Origin of the sequence: Dictyobacter kobayashii (assembly GCF_003967555.1) — a bacterium.
Lineage (GTDB): Bacteria > Chloroflexota > Ktedonobacteria > Ktedonobacterales > Ktedonobacteraceae > Dictyobacter > Dictyobacter kobayashii.
Map to the genome: position 1 here is coordinate 3743201 of NZ_BIFS01000001.1, position 16461 is coordinate 3759661.

The 16461-nt window shown below is 52.4% G+C and carries 12 protein-coding genes; 6 read left to right on the plus strand and 6 right to left on the minus strand.

Features of this window, described 5'->3' with window-relative positions; all coding sequences use genetic code 11:
- Positions 1-21: 21 nt before the first annotated feature.
- Positions 22-942: a PAS domain-containing protein gene (locus EL645_RS16520; protein WP_161977411.1), complete on the minus strand. Its 921-nt coding sequence runs from the start codon at positions 940-942 to the stop codon at positions 22-24.
- Between the two features lie 448 nt (positions 943-1390).
- Here EL645_RS16520 and EL645_RS39325 point away from each other — a divergent pair, with 448 nt between their 5' ends.
- Both EL645_RS39325 and EL645_RS44255 read left to right on the plus strand, forming a co-directional pair.
- Entirely contained in the window at positions 1391-2065 is a 675-nt protein-coding gene (locus tag EL645_RS39325; protein WP_161977412.1) for an NACHT domain-containing protein, read from the plus strand.
- On the plus strand, positions 2062-4191 hold the full coding sequence (locus tag EL645_RS44255; protein ID WP_281276314.1) for a winged helix-turn-helix domain-containing protein: 2130 nt from the start codon (positions 2062-2064) through the stop codon (positions 4189-4191). Before EL645_RS39325 ends, EL645_RS44255 begins: the two co-directional genes overlap by 4 nt.
- Positions 4192-4328: 137 nt before the next feature.
- On the opposite strand, the gene EL645_RS16530 is transcribed toward EL645_RS44255, so the two are convergent.
- From EL645_RS16530 to tnpC, 4 genes are all read right to left on the minus strand, one after another.
- Positions 4329-5543, minus strand: a complete 1215-nt coding sequence (locus tag EL645_RS16530) for a cytochrome P450 (RefSeq protein WP_126551538.1) — start codon at positions 5541-5543, stop codon at positions 4329-4331.
- Positions 5540-7054: an NAD(P)/FAD-dependent oxidoreductase gene (locus tag EL645_RS16535; RefSeq protein WP_126551539.1), complete on the minus strand. Its 1515-nt coding sequence runs from the start codon at positions 7052-7054 to the stop codon at positions 5540-5542. Before EL645_RS16535 ends, EL645_RS16530 begins: the two co-directional genes overlap by 4 nt.
- Positions 7051-7293, minus strand: a complete 243-nt coding sequence (locus tag EL645_RS16540) for a ferredoxin (protein ID WP_126551540.1) — start codon at positions 7291-7293, stop codon at positions 7051-7053. The genes EL645_RS16535 and EL645_RS16540 overlap by 4 nt, the downstream gene beginning before the upstream one ends.
- A gap of 419 nt (positions 7294-7712) precedes the next feature.
- A complete protein-coding gene (gene tnpC, locus EL645_RS16545) occupies positions 7713-9200 on the minus strand; it encodes an IS66 family transposase (RefSeq protein ID WP_126548577.1) in 1488 nt (495 codons plus the stop codon).
- Between the two features lie 307 nt (positions 9201-9507).
- Between tnpC and EL645_RS40240 the strand changes: the two genes are divergently transcribed.
- From EL645_RS40240 to EL645_RS16565, 4 genes are all read left to right on the plus strand, one after another.
- Entirely contained in the window at positions 9508-10668 is a 1161-nt protein-coding gene (locus tag EL645_RS40240) for a GH25 family lysozyme (protein ID WP_126551541.1), read from the plus strand.
- Positions 10669-11093: 425 nt separating this feature from the next.
- A complete protein-coding gene (locus EL645_RS16555) occupies positions 11094-13073 on the plus strand; it encodes a nitrilase-related carbon-nitrogen hydrolase (protein ID WP_126551542.1) in 1980 nt (659 codons plus the stop codon).
- Positions 13074-13142: 69 nt separating this feature from the next.
- On the plus strand, positions 13143-15596 hold the full coding sequence (locus tag EL645_RS16560; RefSeq protein ID WP_126551543.1) for a GAF domain-containing protein: 2454 nt from the start codon (positions 13143-13145) through the stop codon (positions 15594-15596).
- Positions 15578-16150, plus strand: a complete 573-nt coding sequence (locus tag EL645_RS16565) for a sensor histidine kinase (RefSeq protein WP_126551544.1) — start codon at positions 15578-15580, stop codon at positions 16148-16150. Before EL645_RS16560 ends, EL645_RS16565 begins: the two co-directional genes overlap by 19 nt.
- Before the next feature lie 12 nt (positions 16151-16162).
- On the opposite strand, the gene EL645_RS39335 is transcribed toward EL645_RS16565, so the two are convergent.
- Positions 16163-16327 carry a hypothetical protein gene (locus EL645_RS39335; RefSeq protein WP_161977413.1) on the minus strand — a complete coding sequence of 55 codons (165 nt, stop codon included), beginning with the start codon at positions 16325-16327 and terminating at the stop codon, positions 16163-16165.
- Positions 16328-16461 lie beyond the last annotated feature (134 nt).

Below are 16461 nucleotides of genomic sequence, written 5' to 3' on the forward strand. Positions count from 1 at the left end.
GTAAGAGCTGGTTTTGCAGTTTCAAAGACGCGAGCGGGTCTTGAGCTCATGGCTCACCATCCCCAAAAAGGTGTCTTTGCGCTGTTCCAACTCCTTGCGTGCAGAATTGTCCAACACAAAGGCGATGTGCCGCGAGGAATTGGTAGGTAATGTGACTGCTCCGATAACGACCGGAAGGCGACTGCCATCTTTGCAGATATACTCCTTTTCAAACGGTGTCATATAGTTCCGGGTCTCCAGCTCTTGATGGGCCTGGTGGGTATGAGCCAGGTGTTCAGGAGGTGTCATACACCTCCAGTTCATTCGCCCTTCACGCAAATCCTGTCTATTATAGCCAGTCATATGAAGAAAAGTATCATTTGCATCTATAAAATTTTCCCCCTCTGCGATAGTGACCCCGACAATGCTGGAGTTCAGCAGCAGATCCACGCATTCCTGACTATGATGTAATCGCTCTTCTTTTTGTTTCTGGTCATCGATATTGGTACAACTGACCATCCATAAGAGAATGTCACCTGCTTCATTGCGATGTGGAGCAACTTGCGCTAAGAACCAGCGATAGGCTCCTGATCGCCCATCCCTGAGGCGATACTCAACGGAATACGGTTCCCCCGTTGCAAAGGCCTGGCGTCGTAACATCAGGTCATGCTCTCTATCTTCAGGATGAAGGTTTTGAGGCCAGAAGGCGTAATTGGAGAGCATGTTTGCGTGACACCGTGTATGTAACCTGTCCAGGACAGGTTGCTGACCATTGAGCCGATGGTGTTCAGACTCACAGGAATATGGTGTTGGCCAACCACTATAATCACGCCAGCTTTGATTGGTGTATACAACAGAACCATCAGGTCGAATGACCCAGATCAGTTGAGGTAGCGCATCTATCAGTGCATAGAACTCCTCCTTTCCCTCTCTATATATTCGCTCTTCTTTCGTTGTCACCATACTATCATTTCTCCTTTCACATCCCTCATCCTGGATGCACACTCTCTCCTCTTGCATATGGATAAAAGCGTCATTCATCACATCCAGCCAGTTTTGTCCCTGGTCGTTGACGTCTGACCATTGGAGTATACCGCGAAGATACGTGAAGAAGCATGGGCCAAAAGAGATATTCTTCAGACAAAATGACGACGAGATCCTGTCACTAAAGTTATATTTCTCTGTGCTATAGTTGTATCTTTCCCCTGGAAGAGACTGGGAGTAGAGCCTGGTTGTGCTTGATCTCTGCATGATCGAGTGATAGGATGGGCCATGGCCACAAGCCAGGAGAAGATACTGGTTGAATTGTGGAGAGAGCGTTTCCGATGGCATAGTTTTTTCAGCGTCTCCCTCTTTTTTGTCTCCCTCTTTTTTATAGAAGGAAAGAACATGCAGAAAGAGAAGAACAATTGTGGATACTGAGAATCAAACACACCAGAACAACACACTAGAGCCTCTTCCAGGCATGTTTCATGATACCTTACTTGCGACCAAGTTCCTCATACCAGCATCGTCTCATGAAATCATTGCACGCCCACATCTCCTGGCCCTGCTTAACGTGGGCCTTGCTTACCGTCTTATTCTCCTCTCCGCAGCTGCGGGCTTTGGGAAAACCACCTTGCTAGCACAATGGGTGCGTTCCTTTACGCCAGGTCATCCTCCAGTAGCCTGGGTCACACTTGATGCAGGAGACAATGTCCCCTTTCAATTTTGGAGCTATGTGCTGGCTGCGCTCGAACAATGCCAGCCTGGGCTCTCGCGTCTGCCTTTTGCTGCCATGCATGATACCCCACAGCCATCCTGGCAAGCGATGCTCACAGCGCTGATCAATGGTCTGGCGACACGAAGCACCCCTCTGGTACTGATACTGGACAATTACGAGGAGATTATCGAGCCAACGATCCATGCCCTGCTTTCCTCACTGCTCAAGCATTCACCACCAACGCTATGTCTCGTGCTGGCAACACGGACTGATCCCCCTTTTCCCTGGCTCGGCTCCATGCTCAGGCACAGATCCTGGAATTACGCACCGAACAGTTGCGAGCAACCCGAGAGGAGATCTCTCACTTCCTCCAGCATGTTATGAATCTGCGGCTCTCCGAAGAGAGCATCCAGGATGTCGATTCGCATATCCAGGGATGGTGGGCAGGCATGCAACTGACCGCGCTCGCCTTACAGGAGCAGGCAACTCCGAAAGATCTGCTGCAAGCATTCCAGGGCAGCCAACCTGCTCTTTTCAAATATCTGGTGCAGGAGGTATTGAATCGCCAGCCACAAACGGTGCAAACCTTTCTCTTGCGGACTTCTATCTTACCGCAACTCTGCGATTCCCTGTGTAATGCTATTTTGGAACAGCAGGAAAGTCAGCTTCTCCTGGAGGAGTTAGAACGGAGCAATCTCTTGCTCAATCCGCTCGATAAGCAGCACCAGTGGTATGCCTATCACCCCCTCTTTGCTGAGGTTCTGCGCACACAATTGGAGCGAAACGAGCCTAAAGAGTTGCCAATACTGCATATGCGGGCCAGTCAGTGGTACGCAGCACATGGAATGCACAGAAAAGCAATCCAGCAGGCCTTGCTCGCACAAGAATGGTCCTGGGCAGCACAGCTTGTGGAACAGATCTCCAGTCAACATATCTGGGGGCAGCTCAAAGACGCGTTGCTCCTTTCCTGGATTGAGCAACTCCCGCGCGAGGTCGTACATGGGCGACCCCGCTTATGCCTGGCCTGTGCCCAGAGCCAGTTCTGGATCGCCCCACCTGGAAGCACCGAAAGCTGGTTACGCACTGCCCGAGAAGCCTGGAAAGCAACTCACCAACAGGCAGAAAAAACAAACACAACGCAAGGCATCCACGAGCCCGAGGCGCCGCTCTCGCTTCTGGGGGAGATCGCGGCCTTGCAAGCGACGATTGCCAGTTTCTATTATGGGGATACAGGAGCATCACAGGCTTTTTGTCAGGAAGCCCTCACCCATCTTCAGGAACAGCAGTGGGCTGCAAAAATCCAGGTGGCGTTTGCTCAAGCACAAACCAACATCGCGCAGGGCAATTTCGAGCGTTCTATGCAGCACATGCAGACGGGATTGAGTCGGATCAGGGCAGAGGGCGATCACCAGTTCGAGATGATGTACTTATGGGAAATCGTTTGGGAAAAAACGTTGGCCGGGCAATTGCACGAGGCATGGCAACTAAGCCAGCAACTGACCGATACCCTTCACAACGACGAGAGGCATCAGTCAGTGCATGCCTGCTGGCCCTACATTTATCAAGCCAATATCTTCTATGAGTGGAACAGGTTAGAAGAGGCCCAGGACCTGACTGAACAGGCGATCCAGGTAGGCGAACAGGCCGAACTCGTCACATTTCTGCCATATGGATATACGATGTTATTGAAGCTTGCTCTCTCACAAGAGCGATGGGAGGAAGCGAGCAAGATTGCGCAACAAATGGCATATGTCGGGCGTATGTTGTCCTCACCGTATCACACAACGCTCTGGAGTTGCATTGATCAGATGCGTTTCTGGCTGGCACGTGGCGATCTACCACAAGCAAGACGCTGGATGCGAGATATACAGAGGGAAGCGCCCCTTGTTTCTTCGCTGGCACGGGAAAAACAGAGCATCGCATTGGCTCGACTGCTCCTGGCTGAATCCCAACCACAGTATGCGTTGAATGTGCTAAGTCCTCTCATAGAACGGGCAGCAGCGATGCAGCGGTGGTATAGTATGCTCGAGATGCTTCTCATACAAGTCCAGGCGTTTCATATGCTTCAACGGCAGCCCGAAGCATTGGCACTACTGACCCAGGCCGTGTATCTGGGCGCACCAGAAGGCTACATTCGACGTTTCGTGGACGAAGGATCAATCATTGCGGAATTGCTTTCCCAACTCAGCGAACAGGAGTCCTTTGAGGAAGAACGCTCGTATGTGAAGACACTGCTATCTGCCTTCAACCAGAGGCACGAGACGCAACCATCCCCTCAAGAAAGCGAGTCATCCTTATCGTTGCTGGACCCATTAAGCGCACGAGAACAGGAAGTCTTACAATTGCTTGCACGCGGTGCTTCAAACCAGGAGATCGCAGAAGCATTGGTTGTCTCCCCTGGCACTATTAAGCATCATGTCAGTAATATTCTTAGCAAGCTCGAAGTTGTCAATCGTACCCAGGCGGTTGCACGAGCACGCAAGCTTGGACTTCTTTCTGCTGAAGAGTAAACATTTTGTTAGCAAAAAGGGGGAGGGACAATGGATTCAGAGGCTGGGACCTGTGGAGCTGTTCTGCCTGGCTGTTCCCTCGACCAGGCAGAGAAGAGCTCAGCTCCTCAGATACTTATAGTATGGCGAGAACTTCCTTAGTCGCTGATATAGTCGCAGGTAATTTGCAAGTGTTCCGGCCCACGCAGGGCAGCATTCTTTCGATAAGGTGGCGGCTCAGTAACCAATCTCGGGGCCTGGAGACGCTGCGAGAGAACTTTCAAGGCCGTCACTGCTTCGAGCCGAGCAAGCGGCGCGCCGACGCAGTAGTGGTCGCTACCGCCAAAACCGAAATGCTCGTTGTCTGGCCGCTCAGGCCAGAAACGATCGGGATCGACGAAGTAGGCGGGGTCGCGGCTGCCTGCCGCAAGTAACAGGACGACCGAAGCCCCTTGTGGGATGGTTACACCAGCGATCGGCAAATCGGCCAGGGTCGTGCGTGTGCGAAACTGTACCGGCGGATCATAGCGCAAAACCTCTTCCGCGGTTTGAATGGCTAGATCCGGATTGCGCCGCAGGCGATCGAACACATCTGGATGGCGCAGCAGCGCCAGCATACTGTTCGTGATCAGGTTGACAGTCGTCTCATGACCGGCGATGAGCAGCAATTGCATCGTGGCCAGTAGATCCGGCTCAGGCAAGCGACCATCGGGGTCATCTCCAGCCACCAGACCAGATAACAAATCATCCTGAGGGTGCATGCGACGTGTCTCACTGAGCTGCTTCAGATATTCGCGTATCTGAACGCGGCTTTGCGCTGCCTTCTGCACCTCTGCCTCGCTCAAGCTTTCTGTTGGATCAAGTGTGCGCACCAGGTCCGAGGACCAGACACGAAAGCGCGGTTCATCCTCGGGAGGCACCCCGAGTAGCCGGCAGATAATGGTGACCGGTAGCGGATAGGCAACATCCTGGACGAGATCGAACTGGTTCTGTTGTCTCTTAGCATCGAGCAAGGCATCTACGACTGGTTTGATATGTTCCTTTATACCCGCGATCCGTTGCGGGGTAAACTGATGCATGATCAAACGGCGAAACAGGGTATGTTCCGGAGGATCAGTAAAAATGAATGGCGGTGTTTCCGACTCAGCCAGAGCTTTAGATCCCTGTGCGCTCTTACGCTCGTCGGAACTGATGCGCGGATCGTGGAGTAGTTGGCTGATCTCCCTGTGCGTGCTGACGACATATGTTCCATTCTCTTGCACCGAGACCGGCGTCTCGCGCAGGCGGGCATAGAGTGGATAGGGATTGGCTCGACTGGCCGGGTCGAGCACCTGAGCAAACAGGTTCCGTGAGGTAACAAATGTCTGGGTCATGGGCGCATGCCTCCTGTATGTACTTCATGGAGAAGCGACCGCTTCTCCATGGCGATCTCGTTCGCATGCTGCGATATGAGGGGTGGGGCACCAAGCGGGATACGTGGGTCCAAGAGCTTGAGCACCTCTTTCTCAATCTGCTGCTCTGGCGTGTTCGGGCCTGCCCCCGTTGGTATGGCACCTGGATCGTGGGTGGGCTGCCCCCGTTTCGGAAAGCCTGCCGGTAAGGGATGCAGTTCGGCTGGACCATTGGAGGCGTGCAGATCTGGCGGGAACGGCGCACGGGCCTCAATCAGCGCTTGATAGGCTGGTAAGGATCTAGGCGCGTTGACAGCAACTGCTGCGACGATGCGATCTCCTCGTCCATAAGCAGCGACCAGACGACGCTCCTCAGTTGATCCCTGGGTGAGAACAATCGTATCAGCAAAGGTGGGCACACCAATCGACTTGATATTGACTCCAAACTGGTTAGACCAGAAGGAAGGCAGATGCTTATGTGCGCGGCGTGCCGCCGCATTGGCCAGCATGTTATGGGCAGCAGTCTCTGCCTGAGTGACGGCATTGCTCCAGTGCTCGACGACCAGGAGCTCACCGTCATAAAGCGGATGGGGCCAGCGGGCAACATCCCCGGCAACAAAGATGTCATCGGTAACCACCCCATCGGCATCGAAGGCTCGACACGCGGCATCGCACACTATGCCACGCCTGTCGGCGGCCAGCCCCCCGCTCTGTAACCACTCCGTATTGCGTAGTGTGCCCAGGGCCACCACGGCCACGTCCACGTCTAGCTCGTCTCCATCGGAGAGCCGAGCGCGGCGGAGCCTCTTCTGGGCATCACCTTCCAGGGCCAGAACCGTGGTGTTGCAGCGCAGATCCACCCCGTGCTGGCGCTGTAAATACGCGGCAAAGGTTCCGGCTGCCTGGCCAAGGGCACCGGCTAGCGGAGTTGCGCTGCGCTCAGTGACGGTGACGTGCAGGCCCAGTTCGCGGCAGACGGAAGCCACCTCAGAGCCTGTGAAGCCACCGCCAATAACCAGCACCCGTTTGGGTCCCGCCGCCAGGCGAGCGTGAATCTGGGCGGCATCGTCACGAGTACGGAGTGTGAATACCCCATCGAGATCAGCTTGCTCCTTGTCCGGCCAGGGACGCGCCCGGGTGCCGGTGGTAATCAACAGGCGATCAAAGGGGACCGGGTCCCCATCGGCGAGATGCACCTGCCGGTTGGGCAGATCGAGCGCCACAGCAGGGGCGCCCATCAGCCATTCTGCCGCGATATCTCGTCGCCGGGGTAAGGTGGTATGCTCCTCTGAGATCCAGCCTTCCTGGACCGATTTGGATAAGGGCGGGCGATCATAGGGTTCGTAGGGTTCATCGCCAATCAAGGTCAGGTGGCCCGTAAAACCTTCTGCGCGCAGGGTCTCTGCCGCGCGCAAACCGGCCAGAGAGGCACCAACGATTACCACGCGACCATTGGAGGAACCGCTCCACTGGGGGGGAGGGCTACTAGTCATATCTTGTCTCCAACACTCTCAGAATGAGAAACCGTCTCAGATTGCTCATCCTGATAATCCAGCGTAATGGCTTGGACTGGGCACGCTGCCGCGGCCCATCTGACTTGCTCACGCATCTGGTCATCGGGGGTATAGTCATATTCGAGAGCTTCTTCGCTATGAAAGCGGAAGACTTTTGGCGCTAGAAATACACATTGCCCATAACTCTGACAGCGAGTCAAATCAACCACAATTCTCATGTTAACGCTCCTTTCATGTCTGCAGCATTTTCCAACGTGCTGCTGTGCATTGACATACGTGCAAGTTGAACTAACCTTCATTCAAACGTATTGGGAGGGGTGTTACATCCATCTCCTCATTACAAGTTAACAGGATGAGAGCAAGTGTACGTTACTATCTCGATCAGGCAGCACCTCGAGCCGACGATGCCGTTCCTGGTCACAATGAGTGTTCCGTATCGATGACCGTGACGCCATGCCCAGCTGTCTACACTGACCACTCGAGGCGGTTCGATCAAGTTCTGCTCTTGAGCACACTTTCAAAGACATCGCTTTGCAGATTAATTGCTTTATTTGGTTATTTTTATATTTTTAATTCTAGAAGAATCATTAGTAATTGAAAGTTACTATTACATTATTGTAAGTACCTATTTACGTAACTACTCAGTAGCCCATGCAATGGGGAAAGGAGAACCAGCAAAAACCGCAGCAATGGCAGCAAGCATTGAGCGCCCCTGCTTGCGCATGGTTGAAAGATAGCTGCGAATGATGCAAAAAGCCGTAGCTCCATCGTCACTGCGGAAGGTTCCGGAAATCTTTTGCTGCACTTTCACCATGCGTAAATCTCGTTCGGCGAGATTGTTGGTAAAAGGCACAGACAGGTCCTCCAGAAAACCCAACACTTGATCAGCTCGCTTTAAGAGCGCATCGAGCAGATTCTTGGAGGCTTCCTGTTTTTTGCGTCCTTGTCGTTTGGGCTGCAGACTTCCTGGGGGAGGGGCTTGAGCGGCATGCGTGGCAAAGCCAGCGGCCAGAATGGCAAAATACTGGGCAAGCCACTGCTCCCGTTCGGGGGTGGGGACGGCGCTCGCTCCTTGGAGGCGCCAGCGATCAGCGGCTTGCTTCATCGCCAGCAACAGATCGAACATGGCTTGTCCCCAAGGCTGCTTCTCCTGTTCGGCGACATACAGGCAGTCGCGTAGCAGGTGGGCTCCGCAGAGGCTATGGGTACAGAGGTAGCGATCATAGCTGGACCAGCGATCATGCATGGAGCGGCCCTGATAGTGTGGCCAGATCCCAATCTGCTCCAGAGCCTGATGCCCTCGTTTGCGATGCCAGGAGTACAGGGTGAGCCAGGGAGTCGCATTGAGATGCATCCAATGCAAGATGCCTTTGACACGCATCCCCGTTTCGTCAGCATGTTGCAAGGGGCTGGCCAGCAGTAAGGTTTTGATCCGCTCGATGCTCGACTCAAGGGTCTTGGCTGCCTGAGCAATCCAACGGACCAGCGTGCCTTCGGACAACTGACACCCGCACAGATCAGCAAGAGCTTCACAGGTGCGTTGCAGTGGCACCAGTTGAAAGTGGGAAAGATAGACCGCCAAGGCTTGGACCTGCGGGCCATACTGGACAGCAGCATCGACGCCTGCCGGAAAAGACGCCTGCGTCACATGCTGGCAATAGGGGCAGCAGATTGCTTGTCGGCAATGCTCCTCGACCAGCAAACGCCACGTGGGCAGATCGTGGACTTGACGGCGTTCGTTGGTGATAGCTGCCTCCTGCTCAAGAGGGTACTGACATGCTTCACAGTGCGTTGGACGATGAAGCACGACGCTATCAGGAGTCAATGCTTGCATCAGGGTATGACCGTGGTGACCGGCTTGTCCACCGGAAGTCTTGCCGCTTTTGCGCCGCTGTTTGCCAGGTTTGCGACCCAATCCATCACTGGAAGGAGGTTTACTACTATTATGACTATCTTTTCCCAATCGCCGTTCAAGCTCTTCAATGCGCAACAAGGCACCTATGAGCAATCCTTCGAGCTCTTCGATCCTGCGATCTTTCTGCTCTGCTTGCTCTTTGAATGCCTCTGCTTGCTCTTTGAGCTCTCGGTAGGCTTTCTGAAGATTTCTCACTTCTTCTTCTGTCATGCTCTTAGTTTATCAGCTTTGTCCAGCTTTTCTCAAGGTACTGAGTAGTTACCTATTTACTTGTATTTTTCCTAACACTATTTCGTGTTCATATGCAACTTTTATTGAACAGGTTTGAGTATGTTGTGAAAGGTTGAACTATTGATATGAAAAGGAGCTTGTCAATTCTGAAACGGCGATCTCTCGTACTGACAGTGCTCATCCTCTTGGGAGTGCAGGTGACTTTCATCGGTGCTGGCACATTCCCTGCACATGCCGCCACAGATTTAAGGGTTTGCCCATCCCCGGTAGCCTGCAAGGCGTGGATGTGTCACAGGTTCAAGGTACCATCGATTGGACGCAGGTGGCGCAGGCAGGGAAATCGTTCGGGTATGCGAAAGCAACTGAGGGGACGACGTTTATCGATCCAACCTTCCAGACCAACTTCGCCGCTATGAAGGTTGCGGGGGTGAAGCGAGGGGCTTATCTCTTCTTTCATCCAGGAGAGGACCCGACAGCACAGGCGAATTTCTTTCTCTCGATCCTCATGCAGAACGGCTTCACCGCCGGGGACTTGATCCCTGCCATTGACGTTGAGGTGGCCGATGGCGTGCCACCATCAACGGTCGTATCCAGTCTGCAAACGGCGGTTCACACCATCCAGGCGGCACTCGGGGTCAGCCCAGTCATCTTGACCAACACTGGATTTTGGGAGGGGATCGGTGCCCCAACGGCGTTCTCTGGGAACCCACTCTGGATCGCACAATTCGGTGTGCCGTGTCCGAATATCCCATCGACCTGGAGCACCTGGGGACTCTGGCTTTACTCTGATAGCGGAAGTGTCCCTGGAATCGCCGGCTCTGCCGATCTCGACCAATCGAACGGACCAACGCTGCCGATCTATGCGGACACCACCCCGCCGGTGTTGATTCTGCCCCAAACGATTACAACGGACGCTACCAGTCCTGCTGGAGCTGTGGTCACCTACCAGGTCTCCGCCACCGACCCGGATAATCCGCCTGCCCAGCTTTCCATCCAGTGTGCTCCACCCTCTGGTAGCACCTTCCCGATTGGCACGACGACCGTCAATTGCACAGCCAGCGATCCAGCAGGCAACACCACAGCGGGTAGTTTCCAGGTGGTGGTCAAGGGAGCGGCAGAGCAGATCAGTGATCTCATCACCCTGGTCAATAGCTTCCATCTATCGATGGGGCTGCAAACGAGCCTGAATGCCAAGCTCACGGCAGCACTGAGCGCGGTGAATGCGGGCAACATTCCAGCGGCCTGTGGGTCTCTCACTGCCTTCATCAACCAGGTCAATGCGCAGTCCGGCAAAAAACTCACGCCGAGGCAGGCCACGCAGTTGCGGATGGCGGCACAACAAATCAAGGTTGTCTTAGCCTGTTCTCAATGGGGCTGCAAGCGGCACCAAGTTGAATGTAGGCCACGCAGTTGCGGATGGCGGCACAACAAATCAAGGCTGTCTTAGCCTGTTCTCAATGGGGCTGCAAGCGGCACCGAGTCACTAAAAGTAGCCTGGTTTCCTATCGCTGCTTGCGAAAGTTGGGGGGAGTCCGTGAGGGATTGAACGCATAAAAGAAGCTTCTGGTTTGTCCAGAGGCTTTTTCTTTTTGGTCTTCTTAACTCATATCATTTTTTCTTGGACGCACACTTTCCGTTTTTCTACATCAATTTTTACATCAGTAACGCTTTACAATCCTTTACTTGAGCACACTTTGGAAGACAGCAGAAAAAGTGGAAATGGGACCAGAGAGCACGAAATAGACGTTTGGGTGATCATATTCCGTCTAGAAGAGTTGACGTGCTATAATACAAGGGTTATCACGATATGTTCAACACCTTGTTTCAGTTATGACTTTCCCATAGTCATGCATCAGGAGCACATAAGCTTTGATGAGCTCTCACTTCACACAAAGACCACAAATCTCCCATTATCGAGTGGCTGCCATTCAATATGAGCCAACGCTAGGAGAGAAAGAAAAGAATATTCTAGATCTTCTCCGTTTGGCGGAAGATGCGGCTGCGCATGATGCGCGGCTCATTGTGTTACCCGAGATGGCGACCACCGGATATTGCTGGATTTCTGGTGATGAGATCGCTCCCTATACGGAGCCGATCCCCGGTCCAACTACTGAGCGGTTTCAGGCTCTCGCCAGTAAGTATTCGTGCTATATTGCTTTGGGCTTGCCCGAGGTGGATCTGGCTACCCAGGTCTACTATAATAGTATGGTGTTGTTGGGGCCAGACGGTGTGGTGGGCGTGTATCGCAAGGTGCATCTCGATATTGGAGATCCACGTTGGGCACGTGATGGGGATCTGGGGTTTCCGGTCTGGGACACACCTCTAGGACGCTTGAGCGCGCTCATTTGCGGGGATGCTAAATATTTTGAGGCGGCCCGCGTCGCGGCTTTGCAAGAAGCTGATGTGTTGCTCTTTCCCACCAGTTGGGTCGATGAGTCTTGCCCGAGTAGCTGGTGGATGGCGCGCGCCTTTGAAAACCAGCTATATGTGATTGCGGCCAATCGCTATGGACGTGAGCGCGGTGTCCAGTTCCGTGGTGGTAGTTGCATTCTGAATCCCGATGGCGTCCCTCAGGCTTTCCTGGAGGATGGTGAGGGTATTGTCTATGGTGAGGTTGATCTACGGCGTTGCCGCGATAAAGGTTGGGTACAGGATGGTGATGTGATTGGGCGGCCGCTGGCTGATCGTCAGCCGTCCGCCTATCGGGCAGTAGTGCAAAATAGCTACCTGTGGGAGCCGCTGCGCTATCATAGCCTGTATGAATTGGGCGAGTTACCTACTGGACAGCTTTCTTGCGCAGGCATTGTGCAATTGGACCTGTCATCTTTTGCGGCCTCTCCAACTGCTCAGCCAGATGAGCGTATCGTAGCGCTTCAGGATTGGTTGAAGACACAGATGCGTGATAATGCGCCAGCGGCCCCGGATGTGCTGGTTTTGCCAGAATTGATCCTGCCCGGACCTGTCCCACAGCGTATTATTGATAGTCAGGATACGGCTGCGCTGGCTGTCCATTTTCAGCAAGGGGCGATACAGATCCCTGGTCCTGAAACTGAATCCCTGGTCTCATTAGCCAATGAGCTACAGATCAGTATGGTGCTGGGCGTGGCAGAGCGCGCAGGTGAAGATACTTATTATAATACCGTGCTGCTCATCGATCCCGAGGGGGTCTATGGTATTTATCGCAAGATACATTTGAGCCAGGTGGATCGGCTCTGGGCCTTACCAGGGGATCTCGGTTTCCCTACCTTTGATACGCCCACGGGTCGCATTGGTCTGGCTACTGGTTATGATGTGCTTTTCCCAGAAACATTGCGCATCCTGGCCAGTAAGGGCACCGATCTGGTTTGTGCCCCAGCAATGTTGAATTTCCCTTCCCCGATTGGTTTACAGCTAGCTCATTCGTCTTCTTTTATGGGTGATGATAGTGGTGTCAATGAACCGTTCCATTTTATGATCTGGCGTACACGTGCGGCTGAACACAATGTGTACCTGGCTTTGGCCAATTGGTTTGGCGAGGCCCATGGTATGCAGGCGAATGGTTTAAGCGGCATCTTTTCACCGGGCGCGGGAAGCCTCTATACATTATCAGAGGTGATTGCCGATGAGGATGAAGAGGGCTTAATGATGATGACTATTGATACGCGTGAGCAGCGCACAGGACGTCGCACTACGCGTATGTTAGAGTACAGCCCTGGCGATATGGCCGGTTCATTAACTGGTGAATTAGCATATAATATTCTGGATTCTATTCCTGGTAATCTCGTTCGTAGTAAGCCTATGTTGCGGAAACGTCAGCCATTCTGGTATATGGACCTTGTGCGTACGAATATCAATCAGCCGCATAAAGGATAGCCTGCTGGAGATTGCGGTGCTGTTCTAATCATGTGATGCTTTGATGTCTGTGCGTTCAGTGGAGCACGCATGAAGACAATGGCAATTGAGAGAAAACCTGGTAGCTCGATGCAGAAATTAGCTCGCTATAATGCAATAGCGGCGATTTTTGCATCGATATTTGTTGTTATGAGCCTTCTCTGCCTGCTATTGTCTGGTGCGCTGGCTGGATTGCGGACAGAGACATTAATTGCACGTATCGCGGTGCCAGCGGCTGCTCTGGTTGGTGCCATCTGGTCGTGGCAGGCCTGGTATTGGTCCTGGCGCAGCCCTTTATCAATCGCTATGCGTGGTCGCCTGTCCTGGCTTTTTATTGCTCTGGGTCTGTTAATTCTCTGCGCACGTGGTGCTTCAGAGACTATTGTCTGGTATATTCACGTTGATCTATTACTTCTTCCCCTCAAATACGTTACCTCCGTCCTGGTTTATCCTTGCCTGTTTATTGGTATCATGGTCGCGCCTGGAACATCCCGTTTACGCGTCAGTATGGTTGTAGATGTGCTGATCACCACATTTTGCCTGGCTGGCATATACTGGTTTATTGTGACTATCCTCCCCACTGTACTGCCTCCAGCGGGAATGTTGATCAGCGATTGGCTTCCTCGCTTACGGATCTCAATCGTATTACTCTCTGGCGATATTTTCCTCTTGCTTTTTCTCGTCCTCTTCTGGCAGCAGGGTATCCAGGATAGTATGCGCCGTTCTTTTCTCTTGTTAGGGGCTGGCTTGCTGCTTAATACCCTGGGCGATGCCAGTAGTGGTTGGCTTGATGCCTATAGCATTACATATTATCAGCACCAGACCCCCTGGATCGATATATGTTGGATTGGAGGGTTGCTTTTACTTGGACTCTCGACCCTCTATCAATACCAGGCTCAGGCACAACTGGCTATACAGAATATGGATCTAGATCTAGATCTTCGCTCCCCGGATATCCTGGTCAACGATACGGCAACCGATGGATTGAGCTCTAATAAGCCCTCGCGTTATCCCTTGCCAGTTCAGAGTATCTATGTGCCTCTAGCTCTAATCCTGGGAGGATTGTGCGCAATCGAGGTAATATATATACAGCAGCCAGATAGGGATGCAGTTGCGAGTCTATTCATAGTTAGTTCTATTGTGGGTATGTTAGTGGTGATGCGCCACTTTTTTGCTACACGTGAGAATACCGCGCTCCTGCGGGAACGGGATCAGCACTTCCATGAGGTTGAACAGGTGCGCCACCTGGTGGCACAACTGATAGATGTGTTGGATTTTGATGAGCTATGTGAGCGTATCATGCAGGCGGTTATCACTCAATTTGGCTTTACCTCTGCTATGTTGTTGCTGCTGGAAGAATATGATCAGCCTGTCTCCGACCACTCGCACCTCTTAATCAGCACCCTATCTCGCCTGGTATTACCTCTGAGTTGTCGGATCACTGGTGATACCGTGCTCTATCGCCTGATTTCGGAAGGAAAAGAATGTGAGCTGTTTTGGTCCGCATGTATAGATGAGCTACCTGGCGAGGTGCGTCGCTGGCAGGAGCGGCAACACGTTCCCTCGATGTCGTTCTTTCCAATTATTTATCAAGGTAGAATCCTGGGAAGCCTGGGTGTGGCTCGACATGTGCTCTCGCGTACCGATTTATTGACTGCCTCGATTGTGCGTAGCTATGCGGATCAAATTGCTACCGTTATTGAACATAGCTATCTCTATCAGGAGGCCAGGGAGCGGGAGAAATTTGCGCGTGCCATGGTCAATATATCTACGCGCTTAAATGCAGCGGTTATCGAACCGACTGAGCTTAGTCAGTTGATCTGTGTCGAAGGAGCCGTAGCACTACACGCGGATTATGTCATCTTCTATACCAAGCGAGCTGAGGGTCTGCTGGAACCTCTCGCGCTCTCCATTGATGAGCAACAAAGTAGTCAGCAGTTAAGTGAATGGCCCACATTGCGGGTCTCCGAATATGAAGAAGAGACAGCGCAGCCCCTGCATCCTTTTTTATTGGAAGTTGGCCCCTATCGTAAGATGCAGCTCTTGACAGAGAGTAGTCAGCACGCCGCATTTACGCGTGAGCATCATCCAGGCTCACGGCAGTTTGCGTTGCGGGCCAAATTGATCCGCCATCGTATTTATACAGCTATCCTGGCCCCGCTGGTGAACAGCGGTCGCCTCAACGGCTTATTGATTTTTGCCCGTTCGGTTCCTGTAGGGAATAGTAACGATCCTTCCTTTGATGAAGCGGACATTCCCCATGCCCAGGATTTTGTAGAACAGGCCAGTGTGGCCTTTACCAATGCCCAACTCTATCAGCGTTTAAGTACCGCCAATGAGCAACTTAAAGAGCTGGACCAGATGAAGGATCAATTTATGGTTACGGCTTCGCATGAGTTGCGTACCCCGTTAACTGCGGTGCAGGGATATATAGAGCTAATTGCCCAGTATGATGAGATGCTCCCTATGGACAGCGACGTGAATTTTTGCAGAAAGCTCAGTTAGGCTGTGAAGAGCTGGCGATCCTTTTGCGCAATGTGATGGATGCCAGCCGGATTGAGGCCGAGACAGCCATCAAGCCTGCCTTGATCAACAGGGTCTCAGTCAAAAATATCCTTGAGAAGGTCATGGTGATGATTGAGCCACAGGTTACCCATGATCAGCGCCAGGTGACTTTTAATGTTCCAGCTCAACTGTATGTGTATGCCGATCCTCTACGCCTGCACCAGGTATTGATGAATGTCAGCACCAATGCCTTGAAGTATTCGCCTGAGGGTTCCCCTTTATTGTTTTCAGCTGAGCGTTCTCTGGAACAAGAGAACGCTGTCGTTATTAGTATTGCGGATAAAGGCAAGGGAATTGCTCCACAGGATCAGCCACATCTTTTTCAGCGTTTCTATCGCCTGGAAAGCGATATGAATAGCCCCATTCGAGGTTCTGGATTGGGACTCTATATTTCACGGCGCCTGGTTGAAGCCATGGGTGGAAAGATTTGGATTGAGAGTAGAGGTATTCCGGGAGGGGGATCTACATTCCACATACTGTTGCCCATGGCCTGATTGAAGTATATGTTACTTTTTGTTGCTGCTGGCTGCTGCTTCAGCCTGCTTTTTGACCACCAGTGGTGCATGTTGCTCGCAGAAACGGAAACTGCGTCCACCGGCCAATAGTTGAGCATAGGCTGCTGGCTCACCGCATGTGTCACAGCGTCCAACGTGTGTTTTAACTGCTTTCATAATGAAATGCAAACCTCCTCGCGATATCCAATGTCTAATATCTATAGTCATGTTACCAGAACATATTCAAGCTAGAAGAATAGATCTCTTTTTATAATACCACAAAACGAGGGAAAATAGGCAGTAACCTGCGC